The organism is Paenibacillus tyrphae, from assembly GCF_027925525.1.
GTDB classification, from domain to species: Bacteria; Bacillota; Bacilli; order Paenibacillales; family NBRC-103111; genus Paenibacillus_G; species Paenibacillus_G tyrfis_B.
In genome coordinates this window covers 163062-187967 of record NZ_BSDJ01000006.1, presented here as the reverse complement: position 1 = coordinate 187967, position 24906 = coordinate 163062, and the positions used below count along the sequence as shown (strand labels likewise).

25 protein-coding genes and 2 riboswitches are annotated in these 24906 nt (G+C 53.3%); of the genes, 8 read left to right on the top strand and 17 right to left on the bottom strand.

Features of this window, described 5'->3' with window-relative positions:
• The first annotated feature begins 164 nt into the window (after positions 1-164).
• The gene (locus tag QMG93_RS09600; protein WP_025849811.1) at positions 165-725 is read left to right on the top strand and encodes a helix-turn-helix domain-containing protein; all 561 of its coding nucleotides are present in this window, start codon (positions 165-167) and stop codon (positions 723-725) included.
• Between the two features lie 87 nt (positions 726-812).
• On the opposite strand, the gene QMG93_RS09595 is transcribed toward QMG93_RS09600, so the two are convergent.
• Complete coding sequence (locus tag QMG93_RS09595; protein WP_281935771.1) at positions 813-1853, bottom strand: NADH:flavin oxidoreductase; 1041 nt, start codon at positions 1851-1853, stop codon at positions 813-815.
• A 229-nt stretch (positions 1854-2082) separates the two neighbouring features.
• Entirely contained in the window at positions 2083-2667 is a 585-nt protein-coding gene (locus tag QMG93_RS09590) for a TetR/AcrR family transcriptional regulator (RefSeq protein ID WP_281935769.1), read from the bottom strand.
• Positions 2668-2942: 275 nt separating this feature from the next.
• On the opposite strand from QMG93_RS09590, the gene QMG93_RS09585 reads away from it, so the two are divergent.
• Both QMG93_RS09585 and QMG93_RS09580 read left to right on the top strand, forming a co-directional pair.
• The gene (locus tag QMG93_RS09585; RefSeq protein WP_281935768.1) at positions 2943-3596 is read left to right on the top strand and encodes a TetR/AcrR family transcriptional regulator; all 654 of its coding nucleotides are present in this window, start codon (positions 2943-2945) and stop codon (positions 3594-3596) included.
• Between the two features lie 5 nt (positions 3597-3601).
• Positions 3602-4306: a DUF308 domain-containing protein gene (locus QMG93_RS09580; protein ID WP_281935767.1), complete on the top strand. Its 705-nt coding sequence runs from the start codon at positions 3602-3604 to the stop codon at positions 4304-4306.
• Positions 4307-4461: 155 nt separating this feature from the next.
• Here QMG93_RS09580 and QMG93_RS09575 read toward each other — a convergent pair whose 3' ends face one another.
• Positions 4462-5259 carry a nucleotidyltransferase gene (locus QMG93_RS09575; RefSeq protein WP_281935765.1) on the bottom strand — a complete coding sequence of 266 codons (798 nt, stop codon included), beginning with the start codon at positions 5257-5259 and terminating at the stop codon, positions 4462-4464.
• 317 nt (positions 5260-5576) lie between these two features.
• Between QMG93_RS09575 and QMG93_RS09570 the strand changes: the two genes are divergently transcribed.
• Positions 5577-6041, top strand: a complete 465-nt coding sequence (locus QMG93_RS09570) for an NUDIX hydrolase (protein WP_281935763.1) — start codon at positions 5577-5579, stop codon at positions 6039-6041.
• A gap of 426 nt (positions 6042-6467) precedes the next feature.
• On the opposite strand, the gene QMG93_RS09565 is transcribed toward QMG93_RS09570, so the two are convergent.
• Positions 6468-7430 carry an ABC transporter substrate-binding protein gene (locus QMG93_RS09565; RefSeq protein WP_281935761.1) on the bottom strand — a complete coding sequence of 321 codons (963 nt, stop codon included), beginning with the start codon at positions 7428-7430 and terminating at the stop codon, positions 6468-6470.
• Between the two features lie 268 nt (positions 7431-7698).
• Here QMG93_RS09565 and QMG93_RS09560 point away from each other — a divergent pair, with 268 nt between their 5' ends.
• Positions 7699-8259 carry a TetR/AcrR family transcriptional regulator gene (locus QMG93_RS09560; protein WP_281935933.1) on the top strand — a complete coding sequence of 187 codons (561 nt, stop codon included), beginning with the start codon at positions 7699-7701 and terminating at the stop codon, positions 8257-8259.
• Between the two features lie 8 nt (positions 8260-8267).
• Here QMG93_RS09560 and QMG93_RS09555 read toward each other — a convergent pair whose 3' ends face one another.
• The 13 genes from QMG93_RS09555 to QMG93_RS09495 all read right to left on the bottom strand — a co-directional run bounded on the left by QMG93_RS09555 (position 8268) and on the right by QMG93_RS09495 (position 19957).
• Positions 8268-9071 (bottom strand): carbohydrate ABC transporter permease, encoded by an 804-nt coding sequence (locus QMG93_RS09555; RefSeq protein ID WP_281935760.1) that lies wholly within the window; start codon positions 9069-9071, stop codon positions 8268-8270.
• Positions 9072-9085: 14 nt separating this feature from the next.
• The gene (locus QMG93_RS09550) at positions 9086-10015 is read right to left on the bottom strand and encodes a carbohydrate ABC transporter permease (protein WP_281935758.1); all 930 of its coding nucleotides are present in this window, start codon (positions 10013-10015) and stop codon (positions 9086-9088) included.
• Between the two features lie 39 nt (positions 10016-10054).
• On the bottom strand, positions 10055-11422 hold the full coding sequence (locus tag QMG93_RS09545; RefSeq protein WP_281935756.1) for an extracellular solute-binding protein: 1368 nt from the start codon (positions 11420-11422) through the stop codon (positions 10055-10057).
• A 21-nt stretch (positions 11423-11443) separates the two neighbouring features.
• A complete protein-coding gene (locus QMG93_RS09540; RefSeq protein WP_216788981.1) occupies positions 11444-12355 on the bottom strand; it encodes an amidohydrolase family protein in 912 nt (303 codons plus the stop codon).
• Between the two features lie 346 nt (positions 12356-12701).
• Entirely contained in the window at positions 12702-13583 is an 882-nt protein-coding gene (locus tag QMG93_RS09535) for an ATP-binding cassette domain-containing protein (protein ID WP_281935753.1), read from the bottom strand.
• Positions 13580-13903, bottom strand: a complete 324-nt coding sequence (locus QMG93_RS09530; RefSeq protein WP_413789278.1) for a GntR family transcriptional regulator — start codon at positions 13901-13903, stop codon at positions 13580-13582. The genes QMG93_RS09535 and QMG93_RS09530 overlap by 4 nt, the downstream gene beginning before the upstream one ends.
• A gap of 143 nt (positions 13904-14046) precedes the next feature.
• Positions 14047-14787 (bottom strand): hypothetical protein, encoded by a 741-nt coding sequence (locus tag QMG93_RS09525; RefSeq protein WP_281935751.1) that lies wholly within the window; start codon positions 14785-14787, stop codon positions 14047-14049.
• A gap of 18 nt (positions 14788-14805) precedes the next feature.
• Positions 14806-15276: a small multi-drug export protein gene (locus tag QMG93_RS09520; RefSeq protein ID WP_216788986.1), complete on the bottom strand. Its 471-nt coding sequence runs from the start codon at positions 15274-15276 to the stop codon at positions 14806-14808.
• 161 nt (positions 15277-15437) lie between these two features.
• The gene (locus QMG93_RS09515) at positions 15438-16916 is read right to left on the bottom strand and encodes an alanine/glycine:cation symporter family protein (RefSeq protein ID WP_281935749.1); all 1479 of its coding nucleotides are present in this window, start codon (positions 16914-16916) and stop codon (positions 15438-15440) included.
• A 783-nt stretch (positions 16917-17699) separates the two neighbouring features.
• Positions 17700-18617 (bottom strand): L-serine ammonia-lyase, iron-sulfur-dependent, subunit alpha, encoded by a 918-nt coding sequence (gene sdaAA, locus QMG93_RS09510; RefSeq protein WP_281935748.1) that lies wholly within the window; start codon positions 18615-18617, stop codon positions 17700-17702.
• Positions 18614-19297 (bottom strand): L-serine ammonia-lyase, iron-sulfur-dependent subunit beta, encoded by a 684-nt coding sequence (gene sdaAB / locus QMG93_RS09505; protein WP_281935747.1) that lies wholly within the window; start codon positions 19295-19297, stop codon positions 18614-18616. Before sdaAB ends, sdaAA begins: the two co-directional genes overlap by 4 nt.
• A gap of 43 nt (positions 19298-19340) precedes the next feature.
• On the bottom strand, positions 19341-19739 hold the full coding sequence (gcvH, locus tag QMG93_RS09500; protein ID WP_281935930.1) for a glycine cleavage system protein GcvH: 399 nt from the start codon (positions 19737-19739) through the stop codon (positions 19341-19343).
• 35 nt (positions 19740-19774) lie between these two features.
• Complete coding sequence (locus QMG93_RS09495) at positions 19775-19957, bottom strand: hypothetical protein (protein WP_281935745.1); 183 nt, start codon at positions 19955-19957, stop codon at positions 19775-19777.
• A gap of 152 nt (positions 19958-20109) precedes the next feature.
• Positions 20110-20229, bottom strand: a riboswitch (glycine riboswitch).
• A 150-nt stretch (positions 20230-20379) separates the two neighbouring features.
• Positions 20380-20480: riboswitch (glycine riboswitch) on the top strand.
• A gap of 233 nt (positions 20481-20713) precedes the next feature.
• Between QMG93_RS09495 and gcvT the strand changes: the two genes are divergently transcribed.
• From gcvT to gcvPB, 3 genes are read left to right on the top strand one after another with little or no spacing between them, the layout of a single operon-like run.
• Positions 20714-21823, top strand: coding sequence for a glycine cleavage system aminomethyltransferase GcvT (gene gcvT / locus QMG93_RS09490; RefSeq protein WP_281935743.1), 1110 nt, complete (start codon positions 20714-20716; stop codon positions 21821-21823).
• Positions 21824-21859: 36 nt separating this feature from the next.
• On the top strand, positions 21860-23218 hold the full coding sequence (gene gcvPA, locus QMG93_RS09485; RefSeq protein ID WP_281935741.1) for an aminomethyl-transferring glycine dehydrogenase subunit GcvPA: 1359 nt from the start codon (positions 21860-21862) through the stop codon (positions 23216-23218).
• A complete protein-coding gene (gene gcvPB / locus QMG93_RS09480; protein ID WP_281935740.1) occupies positions 23215-24672 on the top strand; it encodes an aminomethyl-transferring glycine dehydrogenase subunit GcvPB in 1458 nt (485 codons plus the stop codon). Before gcvPA ends, gcvPB begins: the two co-directional genes overlap by 4 nt.
• Positions 24673-24906 lie beyond the last annotated feature (234 nt).

Sequence of the window (24906 nt, the reverse complement as noted above, 5' to 3'; positions counted from 1 at the left end):
TGGTGTACTTACACTATATTATACATATGTACGTGATATTGTACATAGGTTAAACCGTCACCTTGGAAAAAAATTTTCTTCCCGCCGGCAAATCCCAACAGAACCGTTGTGCGCTACCGCCGTTCGTTTATAATGGAGAGAGTAAAGCAGCATGGGAGGATATCATGGAGCACGAACAAATTCATAAGAAAATCGGCAAAAGCCTACAGGCCATCCGCAAAGCCCGCTCGCTCAGCCTCGACCAGGTAGCGGAGCTGACAGGGGTCAGCAAAGCGATGTTAGGACAAATCGAACGCGGCGATTCGAACCCGACGATCTCGATCCTGTGGAAAATCGTGAACGGGCTGCGCATCTCGTTTACGTCTCTGATCGAAGAGGAACCGGCCAAGGTCACGCATTTCCGCTTTGAGAATTTGGAGCCTTTTGTGGAGGAAGAGGGCCGGTACCGGGCGTTCCCACTCGTTCCGTTCGACCAGCAGAAGCGCTTTGAAATTTATACGGTAGAAATGGAAGCGAACTGCACCCACATTTCGGAGCCTCATAACGAGGGGATCGAAGAGTACATTTTGATGATGCAAGGGGAGCTGGACATCACGATCCAGCAGAAGACGTACACGCTGAAGGTGGGGGACGCGCTTCGGTTTACGGCGGACCAAAGCCATATTTATACGAATAAAACGGATCAGAAGACGATGTATCATAACATCATCCTTTACCCTTCTTGATCCGCAGCAAATGAAAACGGCAATCCGGGAAGCAGCGCCTCCTTCGGATTGCCGTTTTTGCTGCGCTATAGCAGGGACTCCTGCTACTTAATAAAGTGTTTTCACTGCCTCAGACGTAAAGGGGACCAATTCGGCTGTTCGGCCTTCGCGGATCTTGTTTGCCCAAGTAGGGTCTACCAATAACGCCCGACCTATGGCTACCAGATCAAATTCTTGACGTTCCAGCCTCTCGATTAACCCGTCGATCTTCGAATTATCAGCTCCCTTTCCTTCGGTAAAGAGACTCATAAAGTCCTCGTCGAGACCAACTGATCCAACCGTAATCGTCGGTTTCCCCGTCAACTTTTTGGTCCATCCGGCAAGATTCAGGTCCGAGCCTTCGAACTCCGGCTCCCAGAAACGGCGCGTTGAGCAGTGGAAAATATCGACGCCGGCGTCGATCAAGGGCGCCAGGAACTGTTCCAGCAGCTCCGGCGTTTCAGCCAATTTCGCTGTGTAGTCACTCGCCTTCCATTGCGAGAAACGCAGCACGATCGGGAATTCCGGCCCGACGGCGCGGCGGCAAGCTTCGATAACCTCTACTGCAAAGCGGGTGCGCGCAACCATGTCGCCACCATAGCTGTCGGTTCGCGTATTGGTTTTCTCCCAGAAGAATTGGTCGATTAAATATCCATGCGCACCGTGGAGCTCGATGCCGTCGAAGCCAAGCCGCTTGGCTTCGGATGCTGCCTGTGCGAAGCCTTGGACGAGCGCGGCGATTTCCGATTCCGAATAATCGCCTACATGGCCTCGCGCTCCCATATGCCAAATCTGCGGTATGATCCGTCCGCCCGCCTTGTGTACCTCAGTCACTACGTTTGCCCAGCCGTTTAATGCAGCTTCGCCATAGAAATGCGGTACGTTGGCGGAATTGGACGCATCCGGATGGTTGATCACCGTACCTTCCGTCACGATAAGTCCGACACCGTTTTCGGCCCTGCGGCGGTAATAGGCGGACACATCCGCCCCCGGTACGCCGTCCGGGGAAAATTGCCGGGTCATCGGTGCCATCACGATACGATTAGACAGAGTCATTTTTCCGGCTGTGAACGGTTCGAACAAGGCCTGAACAGATTGAGAATAACTCATAATAACCTCCAAATTTAATTAGATTGGATTGAATTATGTAAATAACCCTACATGTTGTCATCAGCGTTTAAAGATTACAGTCAGCAGCAAATTGGGATGTTCACTCATGTACTTGGATAATCCCGGAGAACCACCTCCTTTAATCTACCCCAATCTCCCTTAGGTCATCCATTGTTTACCAACCAAATCCTTTATTGACTACGTAGTCAAAAACTTCGCAAAAAAAAGATCAACGTTCAAGCATCGCAAAAGACGTACGCAAGACCGCATCGATCCGCTCTCGGGAAGCGCCCGATCTCTCCATGATTTTCGCACCGAGAAGCGCATTGTTCAGATAAGCAGCAAGCTCTTGGCTGGTATGGCGGGTCGTAATGAGCTGCTGTTCCTGACCGCTGCGGATGATCTTCTCCAGTATTTGTTCGACCTTGGCGAACATCATCTCTACTTCGTGGGTTACCTCCTCGTCGTCGGTTCCGAATTCCAGCACGGAATTGACTATGAGGCATCCTCTACGAATGGTTTCGTTGCCTTGACATAGCTTAGCATCGCGTATGGCCTCCAGCTTTTTCAAGGGGGACACTTCCTCCCGAGAGGCCAGTTCTTCCAGCACGGATATACTCTGTTCGCGATACAGCGCCAGCGCCTTTAAAAACAAGGCCCGCTTATCTTCAAATACGCAATACAAACTTTGCTTCTTAACCTGCGTCGTACGGGTCAAATCCTCAAAGGAAGTCGACTTAAAGCCTTTCTTCCAGAACACTTCCATAGACTGGTGCAGTGCACGATCGACATCAAATTCTCTTGGTCTGCTCATAGCGCCATGATATCAATTCTTGACCGTGAAGTCAACAATTGTTCACTTTGCTGGACTAGACACTCCTTTGGATTCCTCGTGCAAATGGAGAAACAACGTTAAGATCCACTTATAGATAGGCACTGACGGGGCTAGGAGCTTGGACCTTCACAGCTATTCTGGGGGATGCTGTTCTATCCGAATGCGTTGACTTCATATTTTTTTATGATATTATTTTATTGATCAACTAAACAAAAAATTGAATGGTTAATAAAATAATCAAAGGAGTGAGTGTAATGAAGGAAGCTAACAAAGAAAAAGGAAAACAGTCGTTTATCGCTGAAGCAAGACGTGAACAAATTATAGAAGCCGCGATCAGAACACTTGATGATATTGGTTACGTAAAAGCAAGCCTTGCTCAAATTGCAAAAAATGCGGGAATAAGCACAGGACTGATTTCTTATCATTTTTCGGATAAAAGTGATTTGATGAATCATTTACTAAACAGCCTTTTAGAAAGATCTACTGCGTATATATTGGAGAGAGTAGGTAAAGAAGATACTCCTCAGAAAAAACTGAATGCATTTATATCGGCAAGCCTGGCTTATCAAGGTACCCATCATGAACGTAATACAGCCCTGTTAGAAATTATTTTTAATGCCAGAACACCCGAGAATATTCCGTACTATAAGTTAAGTGATGACCAGGAAGATCTCCTCATGAATGAACTTCAACAAATACTACACGATGGCCAAGAACAAGGAGTCTTTGGAAAATTTAATGTTGATGTTATGTCCAATTTGATTCAAGGTGCCATTGGAGAGTATATGCTTAACACTCCAATAACAAAGAAGGTTGATCTGGAAACATATAGTAGCGAACTCGTAAACATTGTTGAGACAGCCGTCATCAGCCCAAAGGAAAAGAAACCCTTAGACAATGGAAGGTGAACTAAATGACGGGAGCTATATCACCAAACAATAAAAAAACTGTTGTAGGCTTTTCTGCAACAACAGGAATCAGCTTGTATGGAGGATTTGGAGCAGCAGGACTTGTACTGGGCTATTTCCTGCCGAAACTGGCAGCCTGGGCATTAAAACTTCCGTGGGTGCCATTTGAGGGACCTTTGAAACTAATCAACTCCTTTAGTGGCATTTTGTTGGATACGATTCTGGCGCTTCTGGGTTTAATCGCAGGTCTCGTGGTTGCCTCTATCGCGGTGAAGGAGACACTTGTTGTAACAATTACTGATGAAGAAGTTCAACTTGATAAAGATGGACTCAAGCAAACAATCGGACAAAAGGAGATCGACACTGTTTTCTTAGATGAGAAACAACTGGTGATCCTCGGGAAATCAGGATATGAACTTGCACGGGAGAAAATTGATGAATCCCCCAAAATGGTCGTTGATGGTTTCAAGAGACACGGTTATTCCTGGTCGTCGGAAGGGGATCCATTTAAATGTGAGTATAGACGATGGGTGCCTGATACGCCTGATATATCAACAACTGCTAATGCTTTAATGAGGGCGAGAGAAATTGCATTGCAAAAGAAAGACGTTAAAGATATAAAAGACCTTCGAAAAGAACTTATAAAACTCGGGTATATCGTACGTGAAGAAGAAACGCGTCAATACTGGCGAAAAGTACAAAAGACATAAGGAATGATGATTTCCTACTCCACAAAAGACGATATCCCTGTCGAATCCGAATCCAAGTGTGATGAATTTCTGCAAAAAAATTTGCAGCTTATGGCCTGGGGGAATGTAAAGAAAGCACTGATCAACTGCGCAGTGCTTTCTTGAATATTATTAATTTATAGACAGTGGCGAAGTTTATTAATTATATGCATATCTACCTCAAAATCGTATTTAGGCCTTAAACTCTCTATTAATTTTTCTGCGACCATCAATGCATGAGTATATGCGTTCTCCAAATCGTCTTTTTGTAACTTAGAGGTTATTAAAGAGTAATCTGTATATCCTTCTGAAGTCAGATCATTCTCTAAATTCTTAGTGCTATTTAGCCACCGTTCTACATTCTGTTCCTTAATTCTTAATAAATGCAAAATATACTTTTGCACATATGTCAGAACTTCTAAAGAACGTGCTAATTCTCCTCTTTTCAATACGTTTATTCCCATTAACCAAGCATTCACAAAATTATTAAAAGCAAAATTCACATTCTCATTTGTCATTCGCTCTGGGCCATCCCCACCTAAGTGATCCAGACATTGCTTCAACATTCCTGTAGTGTCGTAAATAAACATGGAATCTGTATCGGGAAAAACTCCAGTGGGCTTGAAAGTTTTTATTACTTCTATTTTAGATTCTGGCAAAAAATGAAATTCACCTCGAATCAAGTTAGAAAAAATAACAACTTCTGTTCCATACTCATTTTGAAACATCAAATCATAAGAAGCAATTTCGGCAGTCCATTGTCTTGATTGAAAATTTTCAAATTTATCGTCCTTAATAAATATATAAAACTCAACATCAGAGTATTGATCCCCCTCACCTTTAGTGAAGGAACCATACATCATACATGAAGCTACATTGGAGTTTTGTTCACAATTCTCTTTAACTGATTGGATGATTCGTTTCTGTAAAAACATTTATAAAACCCCTTATCTAAAATTTATCACTTAGATTCAGGGCACTTATCAATTACTGGAAAACATGAGCAACTCATGATAATGCTCCTTTCCTTAACTTTTAGGCATGATAACAAAAATAACTTTAAATTACAACTATTTCAATTAACCTGTCCGTTAGCGTAATGATCAAGACCGTTGTTCATGGTTCGGTTCAATGTAATGCATCTGTTAAATAGAAATAGGTTTTGTGGATTGGTAATGATAAGATATTGGAAGAGTAGTTTTGTGCTGTTATCAGGCAAGTGGCTAATTTATATTTCGGGAGGGTGAATCGTTTGGCTGGATACATTAGCAGCATTAGAAAAAAAATCGGACATGAAAGATTAATCGTTATTGCGGCTGGTGTCTTTATATATAAAGATGGAAAAGTACTTTTGCAAAAGCGCAGGGACAATCATTGCTGGGCAATGCACGGCGGTGCTGTTGAAATAGGTGAAACTGTAGAAGAAGCCGCAAAACGAGAGTTACAGGAAGAAACAGGTTTAATAGCTAATGATCTTGAGCTTTTAGGTGTTTTTTCGGGAGAAGACAGGCTGTATACATATCCAAACGGTGATGAGGTTTATACTATCGGCATCGTTTATGTATGCAGAGATTTTTCAGGAGATTTGTTATCACAAACCAACGAAACAACAGAATTGAAGTGGTTTAATATTGATGAACTGCCGGATGATATATTTCCGCCAAATAAAAAACCTTTGAAGGCTTTTATTGATTACATTAATCGAACCAAGGGATAGCGCCAACAAGGTTCTTTATTTCGATATAATGATCATTCCATATAAGGTGCTTATTCCAAAACAAAAAAACTTGCCTGATTTTTGGCAAGTCAAAATGTTGAAAAAGTGGGCTTTTACAAAAATAGAGATGCATACGGACGTGGGGTATCCACTGGAGAAGCGATAGCGGCCGCCTTTGTCTTCGGGAAATGTCCGCTACTAAGCGGCTTTAATCAAATTCCCCGAGGACCCGGGGTCCCCGCAAAGTAATCGGACTAAGCTTCCTTGATTCAACTTCACTTTGCGGGGTGGAGCAGCGGTCGGAAGTGGATACCCCACCCCTCACGTAACCTCTATTGGCCCATTTGATCACTTTCTCAACATGCAGACTTGCCTGATTTTTGGCAAGTTTTTAAACCGGTTTCCAATCAAAACTCCTGCACAAATCTACAGACTGTCGAACCGCTTGCGAATGTCTTCAAGCAGCAGCTTGGCCGCTATAATGCCGCCGGACGTATTCCAGATCGGCTCGTTGACGACGAAGGCCCGTTTCGTTTTGACGACGTTCATGTTTTGCGCGAGCGGGCTACCCAGCCATTCCTCGGCCGTTTTCTTGGCTCCAGTGTCCCCTTGACGGTCCGAGACGAAATAGAACATCACGTCTCCGTCGAGCACGGTCATCTGTTCCTGCGTAATGTCCGCGGAGAAATCGTCCTTGTTCTGAGCATCTGGACGTGCAAAGCCGAGCTGGCTCAAAATAATTCCGGCGAAATTGTTCTTGTAATAGACGCGAACCTTGCCGGGCTGGAAGCGGGCCAGCGACACGCGCATGTTCTTCTTGTCGCCCAAGTGCGCTTTGGTCTGCTCGACCGCTTTGTTGTAATCGTCCAGCACGGCCTTGCCTTCGGCTTCTTTGTTGAGCGCCGCGGCATACAGCTTGAAGTTGTCGATCATGCTGTCGCCCAGATTTTCCGTAAATACCGTAGGCGCTATGGCCGACAGCTGCTGGTAAATTTTCTCCTGGCGCACCTTCGTCCCGAGAATCAGATCCGGCTTCAGCGTCGCGATGACCTCGACATTCGGCTGCGTTTCGTCGCCGATCATCTTAACGTCGGTCATCTGCTCCTTAATATGCTCAAACCACGGATCACCAATCCATGATTTCACAGCGGCTACCGGCTTGATGCCGAGCGCCAACAGCGATTCGGTGCCCTGATTCGTCAGAACGACGACCCGCTGCGGCGTGCCTGTGATTTTCGTCTCCCCCATAGCGTGCTTAATCGTGCGAGACGCCGGTTCCTGCTGCGAAGGCTGCTGCCCCGCTTCAGGCTTCCCGGTCCCTCCGCCACCGCAAGCCGCAGCGACCAAAGCAAGAACCAACACAACCGCTAGTACGGAAATCTTTTTCAACCCGAATCCCCCAAATCCCTTGAACAACAACGATAACTTCCCCTTTCAGCGATCAACAAGTGGTCTTTTATCGATAATGATTATTATTATCAATGAAAACTCGAAAAAACTCCCGTTCCGACGGGATCCAGCCGATAAACCAAACAAGCGTTACAATTGTCACTTGTGTTACACTTGTAACATTAAACGAAATCGTCCGGTTATGCAATAACCTCGGCGCTCCCCAGGGGCGAAAATGGACAGATGAAAGGAAGTGTCACACTTGGGCGTGGCTACGGGCAAGCTCTCCTTGCGGTCGCAGGAATGGATTCAGACTGCGCTGTTTCAATTAATGGAAAAAAAGCCCTACTCTCTCATCTCCATTACGGAGATTGCAGATAAAGCAGGACTTGCGCGCCAAACGGTTTACCGGAACTTTCAGGACAAAGACGAAATTTTATTGAATTACTTGACCCGGTTGATGAGCGGCGTGTGGCAACATATCGACGGCGGGCAGCCGTATACGGAAGCGATGTTCGTGCTGCTGTTCCGTACCTGGAAGGACAACATTCCCCCGTCGCTGATCCTGAACATCAAGGGCCAGGACCGCAAAATCCGGCAGCTCATCTTCCGCAGCATCTGCGATTGCCACGACGAGCTGTTTATCGGCGGAAGCCGAAGCGGAAGCGGCACGCAGTCCGACATTTACCGCCTGTACGGGCAGAAATCGTTCTCGGCTCTCCTTCACATGATGCTGATCGAGTGGACGCTGCAGGAATTTCATCTGTCTCCCGAGGAGATCGGCAAGGTCGTCAGTGAGCTGTCGGCTTCGATGCGGAAGTTTCTGTAAGCGGCCGCCTATTTGAGCCCGGTGAGCGCGATGCCGCGGACAATCTGCTTCTGGAAGATGATAAACAGCAGAATCAGCGGCAGCACGGAGACGGTCGCTCCCGTCATGATCAGCACCCAGCCGCTCGTGTCCTTTAATTCGCTGGAGAAGAACGCCACACCGACCGGAATCGTGAAATGCGTCTCCGTCTGCGTCACGATCAGCGGCCAGATGAACGCGTTCCAGCTGCCGAGAAACGACAGGATCGCCAGCGCCGCAAGCGCGGGGCTCACAAGCGGCACGGCGATGCGCAGCATGATGCCCCATTCGTTCATACCGTCGATTCGCGCGGCGTCCAGCAGGTCCGAGGGCACCGACTCCATGAACTGCTTCATCAGGAAGATACCGAAGGCGCTGACGAGCCCCGGAAACAAGACGCCGACGTACGTATCGACCCAACCGAGCTTGGCGGACAGCAGATACCACGGAATGATCAGCATCTCGGTAGGCACCATCAGCGTGCTGAGAATGACGATGAAAATGAGCCGTTTCCCGGCAAACGTAAATTTCGCCAGCACATACCCCGCGACCGTATCGAACAAGCATACGCTCGCCGTCATGATCACCGCGATCGCAAAGCTGTTATACACCCACTCCGTAAACGGCGTCGTGGCGAACAATTCCGCATAATTGGCCAGCGTCGCGCGATCCGGCACGAGGCTGAGCGAGAAGACATCCTGCGGAGTCTTGAGCGAGGTGGCGACCATCCAAAAAAATGGAAATACCATCACGAGCGTGCCCGCGGTAAGCAGTGCATAGCTGCCAAGTCTCATCGATCTCCCCCTCCTTAATATTCGATCTTCTTGCTTAGCACCTTAAGCTGCAGCAGCGACAGGAGCAGGATCAACGCGAAGAGAACGACAGTAGCGGCCGCCGCTTGCCCCATATTGAAGTGCTTAAATGCGAGATTGTAAATGTACAGCACAATCGAGACGGTCGAGTTGAGCGGACCGCCGGACGTCATGTTGAGCACCTGCGTGAACGACTGCAAATAATCGATGCTGCCGATGACGACGGAAAACACGATCACCGGGTTGAGCAGCGGCAGCGTGATGTGCACGAACCGCTGCCAAGCACCCGCACCGTCGATGGCGGCCGCATCGTAGTACAGCCGCGGGATGCCCTCCAGCCCCGTCAGGAAGATCAGCATCTGAAAGCCGACGCCCTGCCAGATCATGGCGGCGATGACCAGATAGATCGCCTGGGACGGCGAGCCGAGGAACAGCTGCGGATCGAGCCCGAGCGAGAGCAGAATACCGTTGACGACGCCGTTCTTCATCAGCATCCAGCGGAACACCCAGCTGACCGCCACGACGCTGGTGACGTACGGGATAAAATAGATCGTGCGGAACAAGCCGCGCAGCCGGCCGATGCGCTGCAGCAGCAGCGCTACAGCCAATCCGGCGGCGACTTGCCCTGGCACGCCGGCCAGCACGTAGACGAGCGTATTTTTCAGCGCTTGCAGGAACACTTCGTCCTGAAACAAGGCGGCGTAATTGTCGAGTCCGACAAATGGCTTTTCTTCGGACAGCATATCCCATTCCCGGAAGCCGACGTTAAACGAATACAGGATCGGCAAAATCCGGATCGAGACAAAAAAAAGCAGCGGCAGCAGCAGGCTGGTGTATACGAACACATACCGCTGCTTTTTCAAGCCGAGCCTCCGCTTCTGAGGGGCCCGGCTTCTGACAGCGTGCAGCGCTTCGGCACGTTCCATCGTTTCTGTCCTCCTTTCTCTCGCAACACGCACGCCGCCTTATTTTTTATCCTGCTTCGCCCAGTAATCGTCGAACAGCTTCTGCGTCTTCTTCACCAGCTCGTCGTACGCCTTCTCGACCGGCACCTGCTTCAGCGCCACTTGATCGACCGCTTCGACGAAGTAATCGCGCTCCAGCTTCTCGTCCACGAAGAAGTGCGCATGCGCATAAGGCAGCTGCTGAATGAACGGACCGAGCTTCCCGTCCTTCGCGTATTTGTCCTGCAGCGCGACCTCTCGCTTCGCCGGAAGCTCCCCGACCTTCTCCACCCACTGCTCCTGCACTTCCTTGCTCGTCAGAAACTTCAGAAACTCGGTCGCCGCCTCCAGCTTTTTGCCCTTCACGCCCTTCGTAATCGAGTTGGCCCAGAAGGACACCTGTGTCGCCTTGTCCTTGTACGAAGGAAGAGGCGCAATCGCATACTGGAGGTCGGGCGAATCCTTCTTGATCCCCCCGAGCTGGAACGATCCGTCGATATTCATCGCGGCCACGCCCTTCTTGAAGGCGGTAATGTCGTCATTGTAGAAGTCCTTGGTGCCGACCTTATGTACCAGCGACAGGTCGATCAAATACTTGAACGCTTCCAGCCCGGCCGGAGTATCCGCCCACAATATTTTGCGCCGGTCGTCGCTGATATCTTTGCCGCCCGCCTGGTACACGAGCGCGTCGCGGTACCAGTGATGAAGCTGCGCGTTCGGCTGCCAGGCCAGCCCTTCGATGACGTACTGCCCGTTCTTGTCCTGCTGCGTCAGTTTCTTCGCGGTGTCGACCAACTCGGTCCAGGTGGCCGGCGGCTTGCCCGGATCGAGCCCCGCTTTGGTGAACAAGTCCTTGTTGTAAAACAAGGCGAGCGTGCGCACGGCGGTCGGAATCGCGTAATATTTGCCGTTCAGCTTGGCCGTATCGACGAACGGGAAAAACTCCTTCTTGATCTGCTCCTCGGAGAAGGCGCTCTCCGGCAGCGGCTGCAAATAGCCTGACGAGACGTATTTCGGCAACCAGCCGTAATATAGGTTAATAATGTCCGGTCCCTTCCCGGCGGGCACGAGCGTCGCCACCTTCTCGTTGTACTGGTCGTACGGGAAGTTCGTCTGCTTGACGGTAATGTTCGGATGCTTTTTCTGGAACTCGTCAATCAGCGCCGCGATCAGCTCGACCTTCGCCGGGTACTGGTACTGCCAGTACTCGATGGTCACCTTCTCCTCTTGGCCGGATTCCGTCGTCTTCTGAGCGGCCTGCCCCGATTGGCCGTCTCCCCCCGGCGCCTTGGAGCCGCCGCAGGCGGACAGCCCCACGGCTAAGCCAAGCGCAAGCGCTGCGGCGCTCCAAGGCGTATAACGATAACGCTGACGATGAATGCTCTTCATGGTTTTCCAGTCCCCTTTTTTCTATATTAAGTTCAACAGTCTTCTCGCGTTGTTGCCGAAAATGTTCTCGATCTCCGTCTCGTTCATCCGCAGCTCGCGGCAGGAGCGCACCTGATCCTGCAAGTAGCGGTAGACGAACCCTCGCGGGAAGCTGCTGGAATCGGTGCCGAAAATTATCCGCTCGGGACCGATCAGCTCGTAGCATTTGCGGAACAGAATATCCAGGTTCAACTCGTACGGCGTCCAGCGCATCCACTGGTTCGACCCGGACGTATCGATGAAGATGTTCGAACAGCTCCAGCACAAGTGCAGCAGCTCTTGAAAATAGCCCGCGCCGAAATGCGGAATGATAAACGGAATATCCGGGTATTCCCGGGCCACGTTAAAGATCGCCAGCGGATTGATATTGAGGTGCGAGGCGATGCCGCCCGTATGTCCGAGCAGCCCGAAATGAATGAGCACCGGCAGCTTCCGCTCGGCGAGAAACCGCCACACCGGCGTCAGCTTCGGATCGTGAAACGGGATTTCCACGAGCGGGCCGAACAGCTTGTAGCCTTTCAGGCCAAGCGTGTCCACGGCTCTTTGCAGCTCCTCCGCCGCATTCGGCTCCTCGATGGAATGGTGGGCGAAGCCGGTAAACCGGCCGGGGTATTTGCCGATCTGCTCGGCCAGATCGTCGTTGCTCCAGGCGGTCAGGAAATTGATGCCGCCGAGGCCGTAGCGGTCCAATTCGTCCGCCCAACGGTCGATGAGCGGCCGGGCCGCATCCTTATCCTCCTGTATCGGAGGCTCCGGAAAATCCCACGTCAGCCGCATCCGCTCGGAACGCAGCGCGTTCTGGCTTCGGATCACCGGATTAGCCGACATAAACGGCAGCGGATAAGGCAAATGAGCGTGAATGTCGAATACTTGAAAGTCATCCTTGAACAACATCGAGGTCCCACCTTCTGTCTTTAGGTTAGCAAGCTATACAAAAAAAGGAGATGAACGCCTGCTTCTGAAAAGCAAAATGGCTTCATCTCCGGCGATCCGGTCAATGGATAGGCAGGTCCCGGCGGGAGGAGCTCCGCTCCGCCCATTCGGCAACCGTATGAGTGCGCCCCCTTCGCCGGACGTCCATAAAAATAAAAAAGACACATTCCGCCCAGCAGGCGGTACGTGTCTCCGGTAGTCCGGTAGATTTTTAACTATTCCCATAAAATTACTATGCTTTGATCAAAATCATACCCCCGAACCCCGGGAATGTCAATAGAAAAATCGGGATTCGCGTATGATTCGCCTAGCGTGCGCTCTTCTCCAGGAGCCGGTCCAACAATTCGTCCAGCGGCAGCGGCTGCTCCTTCGTGACTTGGATTCCGTTCTCGGACAGGAAAGCCAAAGTTGCCGTACGGTCGCAGGTGACCAGTTGAGGAAACGGTACCTCACTCCATTCGACCGCACCCGGGATATCCGCCAGACTGGGCAGCGCTTCTCCGGTTAACCAAAGCCTGCGCCACGAGGCGCTTAACGCATCTTTTTCGTAAGGGCCTTCCAAAGCGCCGTTTCTCAGCAAAAGAATACAATCCGCAAACTGCCGGATATCTTCGACCGAATGGGTGGACAGCAGAACAGTCCGCTCCATGATCTCCGCATCCTCGACGAGCATCTGCTTCAGACGATTGCGGCTGGCGATATCCAGACCGTTCGTCGGCTCGTCGAGCAGCAGCAGAGGCGCATGCGTACTCAGCGCGAGCGTTAACGCCGCTTTCTTTCGTTCCCCCTGCGACATCTTGCCGTAACTTTTATCCAGCGGAATACGAAAAGACGCGGCGCGCCGCACAAAATCGTCATCGTCCCACGATGCGTACCAGCCGCCGATAAAACCCCTCATCTGCTGCAGCGTAAAGGGCTCGCAGCCGTCCAGCGGATCGGGGACAAAAGCGGTATGCGTCTTAATGGCCTGCTCCTCCAGCTCATACGTATGCCCGAAAATTTCCAGCTTGCCTGAGGTCGGCTTCATCAGATTCATAAGGCACTTGAGCAGCGTCGTTTTGCCCGAGCCGTTCGGGCCTACTAACGCATACGTCAGTCCGGGTTCCAGCACGACATCGATCGGTCCCAGCCGGAAGTCGTCTCGCTGTTTCACGAAGCGCTCCAGCCGAAGAGGACTTAGGGAAGTCATCCGTCTCGCCTCCTTTCTTGCAGCATTTCCGCCAAGATCTGCTCGAACGTCTGCCGCGTTTGCTTCGGATCGTTTTGCAGCCGGAAGCTCATTTCAATCGCCGCGCGGAACGCTTGATGCAGACTGGCGTCCGCGACCTGCTTCTTTTCGCCCTCCTGCACATCCGCTACGAACGTTCCTTTTCCTTGCACGGTTTGGATGAATTTGCGCTGCTCCAGATTTTGATAAGCCCGGTTCACCGTAATGACGCTGCAGGCCAAGTCGCTGGCCAGTGACCGGATCGAAGGAAGCGGCGTCCCCGGTTTGAGCTGGCCGCTCACGATGAACGATATCAGCTGTTGTTCAATTTGATGATAGATCGGCTCCCGGCTATGTTCCGAGATGTGTATCGGTAGCTGTATCGCTGCCGCCTCCTTTCTGAGAAGTCCGGTGAACGCCCGGCCGCTGTGCGATCGGACCGCCCCTAGGGAAGATCCTTGCGCGCAAGCCGGTACATTAAGGCCTGTTGGAACCCCGCCACGCCAAGCACGGCCACAAGTACGGACAAGACCATGGCAACCGGCGGATTTCCCCGTGCCCATTCAAACACCCATAAATAAACCGGTTGTCTAAAATACGAGTAGAACGTTAAGATTCCCGCAACGATCAGCAGCAGCCCCGTAAAAGAGCCGATAAGTATCGCTTTGCCGTTCGTTCCGAATTCCAGATACGGATTGATGCCGCTGACCGCAAAGGCGTAGCCGACCCAGACAAACACAAAGGCAGCATACTCCCCCACGGACAGCACGCCTAGCAGAGCGGAACCGCTGAACGTTACGAAAACGGAAACACAGACGAGCAGGGATATTCCAAGGCACATCATCATATACAGCATCCGGCTCCAGGCTACGACCTTAAGCGGAATGGCCCACATCCGGAAAAAGCGCAGCCGCTTCAAAAACGGCTCCTCCGACACCAAGTAACCGAAAGAGATATATTCTCTGGAAAAAGCAAGCGCGCCGAGCGTAGGAACGACGGCAATCAGCCATAAATCCACGGGAAAAGAAACGCCCGGCTGCATATTGCCGCGCACGTCTCCCGCCAGCACGCGCACCATATCGTACGCCAAAAAGAATCCGATCAAGGCCGAGAACAGAACGTTGGCCAGCAGCGCAATATATTTATGTTTTAACTCATTCCATGCAATCCGGCAAGCATCACGCATGTCCACTCACGCTCCAGATTATTGATTCATGCGGGTCAGCCCGAAAAGATCGACGCCGTAAGCGGCGGCAGCGGCGAACAGGATCGTCCAGAACGCCAGCGAGCACGTCATCCAGAACAGGACGGGGCCGCGCGGCGCTTTGAACAGCATGGCGAATCCCGCCGCAATCTCCGTCCCGATCAGGATGGGACCGAGAAAGGCAAGGCCCGGCAGCCCGTACCGGACAAACAGACGGTAGGCCCGCTGGCTTCGCTTGCTTTCGCTTGCTCCACTGCGTTTGCTGCGCCATGCGTTCCAGCGGTCGAACAAGAAAACGACGAGCAGCACGGTAATCCAATTCCCCAGAAAAGCCAAAATCGTTGTGGCAACCGGGTTTAAGTCAAGCATGGCGATACCTAGCACTACGACAAAAGCCGATTCCACCCAAGGCAGCACCGCAAGAACGAAAACGGCAAGATAAGACCATTCTTTCAGAAATTCAGCAATCATGCAATACTCACTCCTCTGAAGGTGTATAACTGTATATATTAATATATACACTATATCACCAATTGAAGATTGTCAACGATCCTCCGCCCGGGAAGCAAAAAAAAGACACGCCCCGCGTTCAACGGTACGTGTCTTTTATCCGGTAAATTTTAATATCGCTGTTATACGTTTTCCAGTCGCTGCGTTTGATGACCGACAGGCACGCCCGAAGCTCGAACTTCAGGTGTCCGGGAAACCGGCGGACGGTTCTCCCAGCACTCGACGTCTTCTAACCCCTCAATGCTGTCCTTGTAAAACACCGGATCAAGCCCGGCCTTCTTCTGCTTCATGTAATCCTGCAACGCTGCAAAAGCGATTTTGGACAGCCACAGGATCGCGATCAAGTTTACGATAACCATCAGACCCATAAACAAATCGGCCAAGTCCCACACCAATTGCACCTTCGCGACTGAACCGAAGACGACCATGGCAATCGCGCCGAGCCGGTAGACCAGCAGCCATTTTTTGCTTGTGCTTAAAAATTGAATATTCGTTTCCCCGTAATAATAGTTGCCAATGAGCGCACCAAAGGCAAACAGGAACACAAAAATCGCAAGACAGCCGGATGCCCAAGAGCCGATGTGCTGGCTTAATGCCGCTTGTGAAAGCGCAATGCCACTTAGCCCCGGTTGTTTGTACGCATCGGAGAGCAAAATAATAAACGCCGTGCTTGTACAGACGATGAGTGTATCCGTTAATACGCCAAAGGCTTGAATCAATCCTTGTTTCACCGGATGACTTGTGGTTGCCGTTGCGGCAACATTCGGAGCGCTCCCCATACCTGCTTCGTTCGAAAATAGCCCCCGCTTCGTTCCATGCATGAGAGCAGCGCCAATGGAACCGCCTGCGAATTGCTGAAAGCCAAACGCGTTCTTAACAATAAGCGAAAGCACTTCCGGCATTTTGGTAATGTTGATCAGCACGACAAACAATGCAACGCCAATGTATAATACGGCCAGAATCATAACCTTGTATTCCGCCATTTTGGCAATACGCTTTACACCGCCGAAAATAATCACGGCGAAAGCAATGGTCATGAGAATTCCCAACGTTAAACGATTCGTGCCGAATGCGTTCTCAAAGGCAATGGTAACCGTATTGGATTGCAATGAATTGAAAATATAACCGAACGTAACGGTAATCAAAATGGCGAAGAACACGCCCATCCAACGCTGCTTCAAGCCTTTCTCCATATAATAGGACGGGCCGCCGCGGAAGCCAAGTTTATCTTTCGTTTTATAGACCTGCGCTAACGTGCTTTCAACAAAGCTCGATGCCGAACTGATGATGGAAATAATCCACATCCAGAAGACCGCCCCTGGACCGCCTAACGCTATGGCAATGGCAATTCCCGTAATGTTGCCCGTTCCCACGCGGGCGGCCATCCCAATGGCGAACGCCTGAAAAGGGGAAATATCGTCTTTGGAGGAGCCGGACTTCCCTTCCTTTAAAACACGAACCATCTCTTTCAGCATGCGGACCTGCAGGAATTTCAATTTAAACGTGAAATAAAGTCCCGCAGCAACAAGCAACACAATCAATAATTTACCCCAGAAAAATTCGTTGATTTCGCCAACAATACTCTGCAGCAATTCTTGCATAGTTTCACCTCGTGTCAAATGAATGTTAAAAATACCCGGACCCCAATGTACGCAATAGGCTGCAAGAGCTTTACCCCGGCAACGATACCTTGGCTGGTAAGGGCGGCCCGTAAAAACGGGTGCAGCCAGCCACCCACTGCCGGATCAATCGGAGCATAGGCGTGCCCGCAAGATCCGTTTCGATCAAGTGTTGCTTAAAGCTTGCTCAGCCTTAACTATCCGGTCTGCTTAAATCGTAGGCTCCAGCCCGTCCTCATTGATCTGGCAGTTCCGGCCAATGCCTTACCCGTTCATCCCAGGCGATCCGAACGTTGGCAATCCCTGAGAGCTCCCATCGGTCTTGCGTTACCCCGTCAAGCGCATTTCCCCGTTACAACCACATTACAGAAAACGCTTTCAACGCTTTTATAAAACTGTGTTTTATTTTACTTTTCGGACTACAGAATGAAACAAAAAACTACAACAAACGGTAAATTATCTTTTGGAACGGATGGAATTTTTTTGCTCATCTATCCTGAAAAGTACGGTAAAACGATCTTCGCAACAAACAAAAAGACGCAACTCGCTCTGCGCGAATGCGTCTATCGTCCATTTAAAAACCTATACATTTACATTTTTGACCTTTATAAGGTTATAATAGAATTGTTGGAATACATGGCAAGTCGATTCTCTTATTTCAAGGAGGAGCCCGTCCATGTCAGACTATCAAATCCGCTTATTGAAAGCGTTCTCGCTGCTGCTGTTTCTTCTATTAGTGATGGGCATCGAATATTACAGCCAGCTTCACGGCTGAACAGGCTCTTTCTGCTCGTCTGACCCGCTTCGTTTGCGGGCGCGCAGTTGCTCCGTCAGCTTCCGTCCCGTCGGCGTCTGCGCCAGTCCCCCCAGCGCCGTTTCCCGGTGCTCTCGCGGCATCGCCCGGCCGACCGACAGCATAACGCCGATCACTTCGTCCGACGGAATGACGCTGCGCACGCCGGCCAGCGCCATGTCGGCGGCGGCGAGCGCATTGACGGCGCCGAGCCCGTTGCGCACGATGCACGGAATTTCCACGAGTCCGGCAACCGGGTCACAGATCAGACCCAGCGTATTTTTCAACGCCAAGCCGACCGCATGCATCGCCTGCTCCGGGCTGCCGCCGCGCATTTCGACCAGCGCGCCCGCTGCCATTCCGATGGCGGAACCGACCTCGGCCTGGCAGCCGCCCTCCGCCCCGGAAATGGACGAGTTGTTGGCGATGACATACCCGATCGCTCCCGCGCAAAACAGTCCTTCGACCAGTTTCTCGTCCGGCCAGCCGAACCGTTCCTGCGAGCTGACGAATACGCCGGGAATAATGCCGCAGGAGCCCGCCGTCGGCGTCGCCACCACGCGGCCCATCGAAGCGTTCACTTCCGATACGGCAAGCGCATAGGCCATCGCCGTGGACGCTTCGCGGCCGGAGGAAGGATCTCCGCTTGCCGCGAAGGAAGCGACCCGGCCGGCGTCGCCGCCCGTCAGTCCGCTCCGCGAAGCCGTCGGCTGTTCGATGCCCCGCCGCACCGCTTCTTTCATCGTTTGATAATATTCCGCCATCTGGCGAATAACCTGTTCCCTCGTCTCGCCGGTTTCTTTCACCTGCTCCTCAATCATGAGGCGTGCGACCGTCGTCGATTCCGAGCGGCATAGTTCGGCCAACTGCCGCAGCGTTTGAAATCTCATGCTTTCCCGCTCCTTTGCGCCAAATCGATGATCGTCGCGTCCGCCACGTCCGGCAGCAGACGAATGGACTCCAGCATGCCCTCCGGCGGAGCCGAATCCATCTCGATAACCGTCATCGCTTCGCCTTGCCGACCCTTGCGGTCGACATCCATAAAGCCGATATTGACTCCCGCCTCGCTGACGACCTTCGTAATCGAAGCGAGAATTCCCGTACGGTCCGAATGCTTGATCACCAGCATCGGGTACTGCGCTGTGCAGCTGACATCAAAGCCGTTCAGCGAATGAATCTCAATATTGCCCCCGCCGATGGAAGCGCCCAATACCTCCGCATAGCGATCGCCCGCCCACAGCTCGATTTTGGCCGAGTTCGGATGAGGCGCGGCTCCGGTGCTCGGCTCGAACGTGATCTCCATGCCGAGCGACCGGGCTTCCTCCAGCACATGCGGAATGCGGGGATCGTCCGTATCGTAGTCGAGCAGCCCGCCGGCGATTGCCAGATCCGTGCCGTGGCCCCAGTACGTCTCCGCGAACGATTCGTACAGGAGCACGCGTGCTTTTTCCGGCCTGCAGCCGAGCAGCTGCCGCGCCACACGGCCGATGCGAACCGCACCGGCCGTGTGGGAGCTGGACGGACCGACCATCGCCGGTCCGATAATCGTAAACACATGCTTAAAGCGCATTGGACATACCTTCTTTCAACGGTTCGTCCGCTTTGCCGGTCGTTTAGTCCTGACTTGCGACGAATTCGCCGTAGGCTTCGGCGGTAAGCAAGCTTTCGAGCGCTTGGTCGATTTCCCCGACGATTTCCACTTCCACGATCCAACCGGCGCCGTACGGCTCGCTGTTGACCAGCTCCGGCGAATCGAGCAGCGCTTCGTTCACCTTCGTCACCGTCCCTGCGACCGGGCTGAACAGATCGGATACCGTCTTGACGGATTCGATCGTTCCCATCGGCGCATGCGCCTCCAGCTTGGCTCCGAGCTTCGGCAGCTCGACGAATACAATGTCCCCGAGCTGATGCTGGGCAAAATCCGTAATGCCGATCCGCACGGACGTCGCCCCGATTTTTTCCGCCCATTCATGCTCTTCCGTATAACGCAATCCCGCTTTCACTTCACTCATCGTCAGCACCCTTTTCTCCTGGAATGAATAGATCCCTATCGCTTTGAAAACGCGGGCAGCAGCATGACGGCGGCTCTGCCCCTATCGTGTTGTCGCCCGGCCTTGCATGCCGTCCGGCCGAGCGGTCTGCTTCCTCTTAGCGTATCCGCCGATACCGGCGCTTTATCCGCGCCAGCCGAAACGCCGGTAGCGCCAAGATCGGATTGAAGCGCTTCCACTCGGATTATCCGATTGCGCCTGCTTGCTCGCAAACGCCAAAAAAGGACAGGAAAAGGCATCTCGCCTTGTTCTCTGTCCCGGGTACCTGAGAGTTTAGGGCCGCTCGTCGCGCCGTTACCCCTTTGGTGGCTTACGCTCTCTCCAGAGGCGCGTCGGATGGCGGTACGTTTACCTGAGAGATTAATCGCCATTCGGCAGGTTTGGCGACTTGCTCCTTCGGTGCCTTGCGCGGGCTTATCACAGCCGCTCCGGTCTCTCCCAACCATCGTCATTCGCTGTATTTCACATCTCCTTCAAGAGTAATTCAACCGGATAGGGATGTCAAGAATCCGCATCAAAATGTTGGCTGACGTTTACGGTTGACACAGGCCTGCTATTTAGAGTATTAATGAATATAGAGCTATACAACCGAATAACGCGGATGAACGTAAAGGGAGAGATTACCGGAACGTACGGTAGCGCCGAAGGAGTAAGCCCGCCGAGCCGGGTGAATCTCTCAGGCAAAAGGACCTCTACCGGACGCAACTCTGGAGAGCACCCTTCTTGCTTTAAGCAAGCTCAGGGTCACCCAAGGGGAAACTTGTACGGCCGCTTCCATCCCGGAAGACGGCTGCAAGGTAACTCTCAGGTACAAAGGACAGAGCGAAAAGACAGCGCAGGCATGCGATTTGGCATGCTTTAGTTGCCTTTTCGTCCTGTCCTTTTTTGGCATGAAAATGTATCGTAATCCCAATACCACGACCGAGGTGATTCGATTGAATCCGTCATTGAAAAGAACGCCGCTGTTCCCTTTGTATGCCGAATACTCCGGCGCCCGCTGCATCGACTTCGGCGGCTGGGAGCTGCCGGTCCAATTCACCGGCATTGGACGCGAACACGAAGCGGTCAGACAGCAGGCCGGCCTGTTCGACGTATCGCACATGGGCGAATTTCTCGTGACCGGCACCTTCGCGGAGACGTTCCTCCAGCGGGTCACGACGAATGATGTCTCGCGGCTTGCCGACGGCCAAGCGCAGTATACGCTGATGTGCTACGAGGACGGGGGCGTCGTCGACGACCTGCTCGTCTACCGGCTGTCGGCCGATCAATTTATGCTCGTCGTCAACGCCTCCAATATCGACAAAGACTTCCGCTGGCTGGAATCGAATCTGCTCGGCGATGTCTCTCTGGAGAACAAGTCGGATACGACGGCCCTTCTGGCGCTGCAAGGTCCGAACGCTCAAGCGATTGCCGCGCGCGTCACGGACGCCGATTTGAATGCGCTCTCACCGTTCCACTTTATTCCTGAAGCCAAGATATGCGGCGTGACCGCGCTCGTCTCCCGCACCGGCTACACCGGCGAAGACGGCTTCGAGTTTTATGTCGCCGCGGACGACGCCCCCGCGCTGTGGAAAGGGCTGATGGAAGCGGGAGAGCCGCTCGGTCTAACGCCCGCCGGACTAGGCGCGCGGGATACGCTGCGGTTTGAAGCCAAGCTGCCGCTGTACGGGCAGGAGCTTTCGGACAAGATTACGCCGCTGGAGGCAGGCCTCGGCTTCTTCGTCAAGCTGACGAAGGACGACTTTATCGGCCGGGACGCGCTGCTCCGCCAGAAGGAAGAAGGCGTGCCGCGCAAGCTCGTCGGCATCGAAATGATCGACCGGGGAATTCCCCGCTCCCATTATCCCGTCTATGCCGGCGACCGGCAGATCGGCGAAGTGACCACCGGAACACAGTCTCCTACGCTGAAGCGAAATCTAGGTCTGGCGCTGCTTCAAGCGGAATACGGCGAGCCGGGCACCGAAGTGGAAGTGGAAATCCGGGGCAGCCGTTTGAAGGCCGTTGTCATCAAAGCGCCGTTCTATCGGCGCAATGTACAATCCTAACAGAAGCGAGAACCGACAAGGAGTGAAACCCATACAATGAGCGTCAAACACCGGTATTTGCCTATGACCGACCGGGATCGGGCCGACATGCTGCGCACGATCGGCGTCGACTCGGTCGAAGAGCTGTTTCGAGACATTCCCGAACCGATCCGCTACCGCGGCACGCTGCCGATGTCCGGCGCGCTGGATGAAATCTCGCTGCTGAAGCATATGAAGCAGCTGGCTTCGCGCAATGCGGATACGAGCCAATACACCAGCTTTCTGGGCGCGGGCCTGTACGATCATCACGTGCCTGTCGTCATCAATCATATGATTTCCCGTTCGGAATTTTATACGGCCTATACGCCGTATCAACCGGAAATCAGCCAAGGGGAGCTGCAGGCGATTTTCGAATTCCAATCGTACATTTGCGAGCTGACCGGCATGAAGGTCGCCAACGCCAGCATGTACGACGGCGCGACGGCGCTGGCCGAAGCGGGCGCTCTCGCCAGCGGAGCCACGCAGCGGAAGGAGATCGTCATCTCGCGGACCGTCCATCCCGAGGCGCGCGAAATTATGCGCACGACGGCGCGTGGCCTGAACCTGAACGTGGTGGAGGTCGACTATGCGGACGGCGTGACCGATCTGGAGCAGCTTAAAGCCGCGGTGACCGACGATACCGCCGCCGTCATCGTGCAGTCGCCGAACTTCTTCGGCTGCATTGAGGATCTGGCGGCGATCGAACCGATCGCTCACAGCCGCAAAGCGCTGTTTGTCGTCAGCACGAATCCGATGTCGCTCGGACTGCTGGAAGCGCCCGGCAAGCTTGGCGCGGATATCGTCGTGGGCGATGCCCAGCCGCTCGGCATTCATCCGGCGTTCGGCGGCCCGACCTGCGGATTTTTCGCCGTCTCCGAGCCGCTGATGCGCCGCATGCCCGGCCGAATCGTCGGCCAGACGGTCGACCGCGACGGCAAGCGCGGCTTCGTGCTGACGCTGCAAGCCCGGGAGCAGCACATCCGTCGCGAGAAAGCGACCTCGAACATTTGTTCGAATCAGGCGCTGCTTGCACTGTGCGCCTCCGTCTACCTGTCCACAATGGGCAAGGAAGGAATCCGCGAAGTGGCAAGCCTGAATCTGCAGAAATCCCACTATGCCGCACGCGAGCTGGCGAAGCTCGAAGGCCCGTCGCTGCCGTTCACGGCGCCTTTCTTTAACGAATTCGTCGTGAGCCTTCCGGCGAACGCGAATATCGCAGACTTGAACGAACGGCTGCTAGAAGCCGGATTTATCGCAGGGCTCGATCTGGGCCGCTATTATCCGGAGCTTCAGAACCATATGCTCGTCGCCGTTACCGAAAAACGGACCAAAGCCGAAATTGACGAATTTGCAGCACGATTGGGGGAACTCGTATGAAACCGGAAAAAGCGCTCATTTTCGAGCTGAGCCAGCCAGGGCGCGTCGCGTACTCGCTGCCCGCCTGCGACGTCCCGGAGACGGAAGCCGCCGAGCTGGTTCCGTCCCATCTGCTTCGCAGCGAGCCCGCCGCCCTGCCGGAAGTGTACGAGGTCGACGTGATCCGGCATTACACCGAGCTGTCGCGCCTCAACTTCGGCGTGGACAACGGCTTTTATCCGCTCGGCTCCTGCACGATGAAATACAATCCGAAAATTAACGAAGATACGGCGCGTTTCCCCGGATTCGCCGGAATTCACCCGTATCAGCCGGAATCCAGCGTTCAAGGGGCGCTGGAGCTGCTGTACACGCTCCAGAACGATCTCGCTGCGCTCACCGGGATGGATCAGGTGACGCTGCAGCCGGCCGCGGGAGCGCACGGCGAATGGACGGGGCTCATGATGATTCGCGCTTACCATGAAAGCCGAGGCGAGACGCGGACCAAAGTCATCGTGCCGGACTCCTCGCACGGGACGAATCCGGCCAGCGCGACGACGGCCGGATTCGAGACGCTGACGATCAAGTCGAACGAGCAGGGCCTCGTCGATCTGGACGCGCTGCGCGCGGCGGTCGGTCCGGACACGGCCGCGCTCATGCTGACGAATCCGAGCACGCTCGGCTTGTTCGAGGAGCACATCGTGGAGATCGCGGAGATCGTCCACGCCGCAGGTGGACTGCTCTACTATGACGGAGCCAACTCCAACGCTATCATGGGCATTACGCGCCCCGGCGACATGGGCTTCGACGTCGTGCATCTCAACCTGCACAAGACGATGAGCACCCCGCACGGCGGCGGCGGTCCTGGCGCAGGGCCGGTCGGCGTGAAAAGCAAGCTCATTCCGTTCCTGCCGAAGCCGATCGTAGCCCGCCGCGAGGACGGCACGTTCTATCTCGACTCCGACCGTCCGGACTCAATCGGACGAGTGAAGGCTTACAACGGCAACTTCGGCATCCTCGTCCGGGCGTATACGTACATCCGCACGTACGGTCCGGAGGGACTCCGCGAAGTATCGGAATGCGCGGTGCTGAACGCCAACTACATGATGCACCGTCTGGCTCCGTATTACGAGATGCCATATCCGGGCGTCTGCAAGCACGAGTTCGTCATGTCCGGACGCGGCCTCAAAAAGTACGGTGTGCGCACGCTCGACGTCGCCAAGCGCCTGCTCGATTTCGGTTACCATCCGCCGACCATCTACTTCCCGCTCAACGTCGAGGAATGCATCATGATCGAGCCGACGGAGACGGAAAGCAAAGAGACGCTCGACGCGTTTATCGATACGATGATCCGGATCGCGAAGGAAGCCGAGGAGCAGCCGGACCTGCTGCTGAACGCTCCGTACACGACCGTCGTCAGACGGCTCGACGAAACGCTGGCTGCCCGCAAGCCGGTGTTGAACTGCACCTGCGGATAAATAAAGTTTGAGCTTAAAAATAAGACTCGCACTGCTCGAAAAACAAAACCCCGGCCGCCTGCGGAAGTCCGTTGTTACAGGACCTCCGCCGAGCGGCCGGGGTTTTCTGTGTGCCCGCCTTCCGTTCCGATCTTACGGGCTGTGACCCTACCCCGGAACAACCCGAAATCGATCATTGGCCCGTCGGTAGCCCTGAGAACAAGGCGTAGGATGATTCGGTCCGGCAAGAGCTTC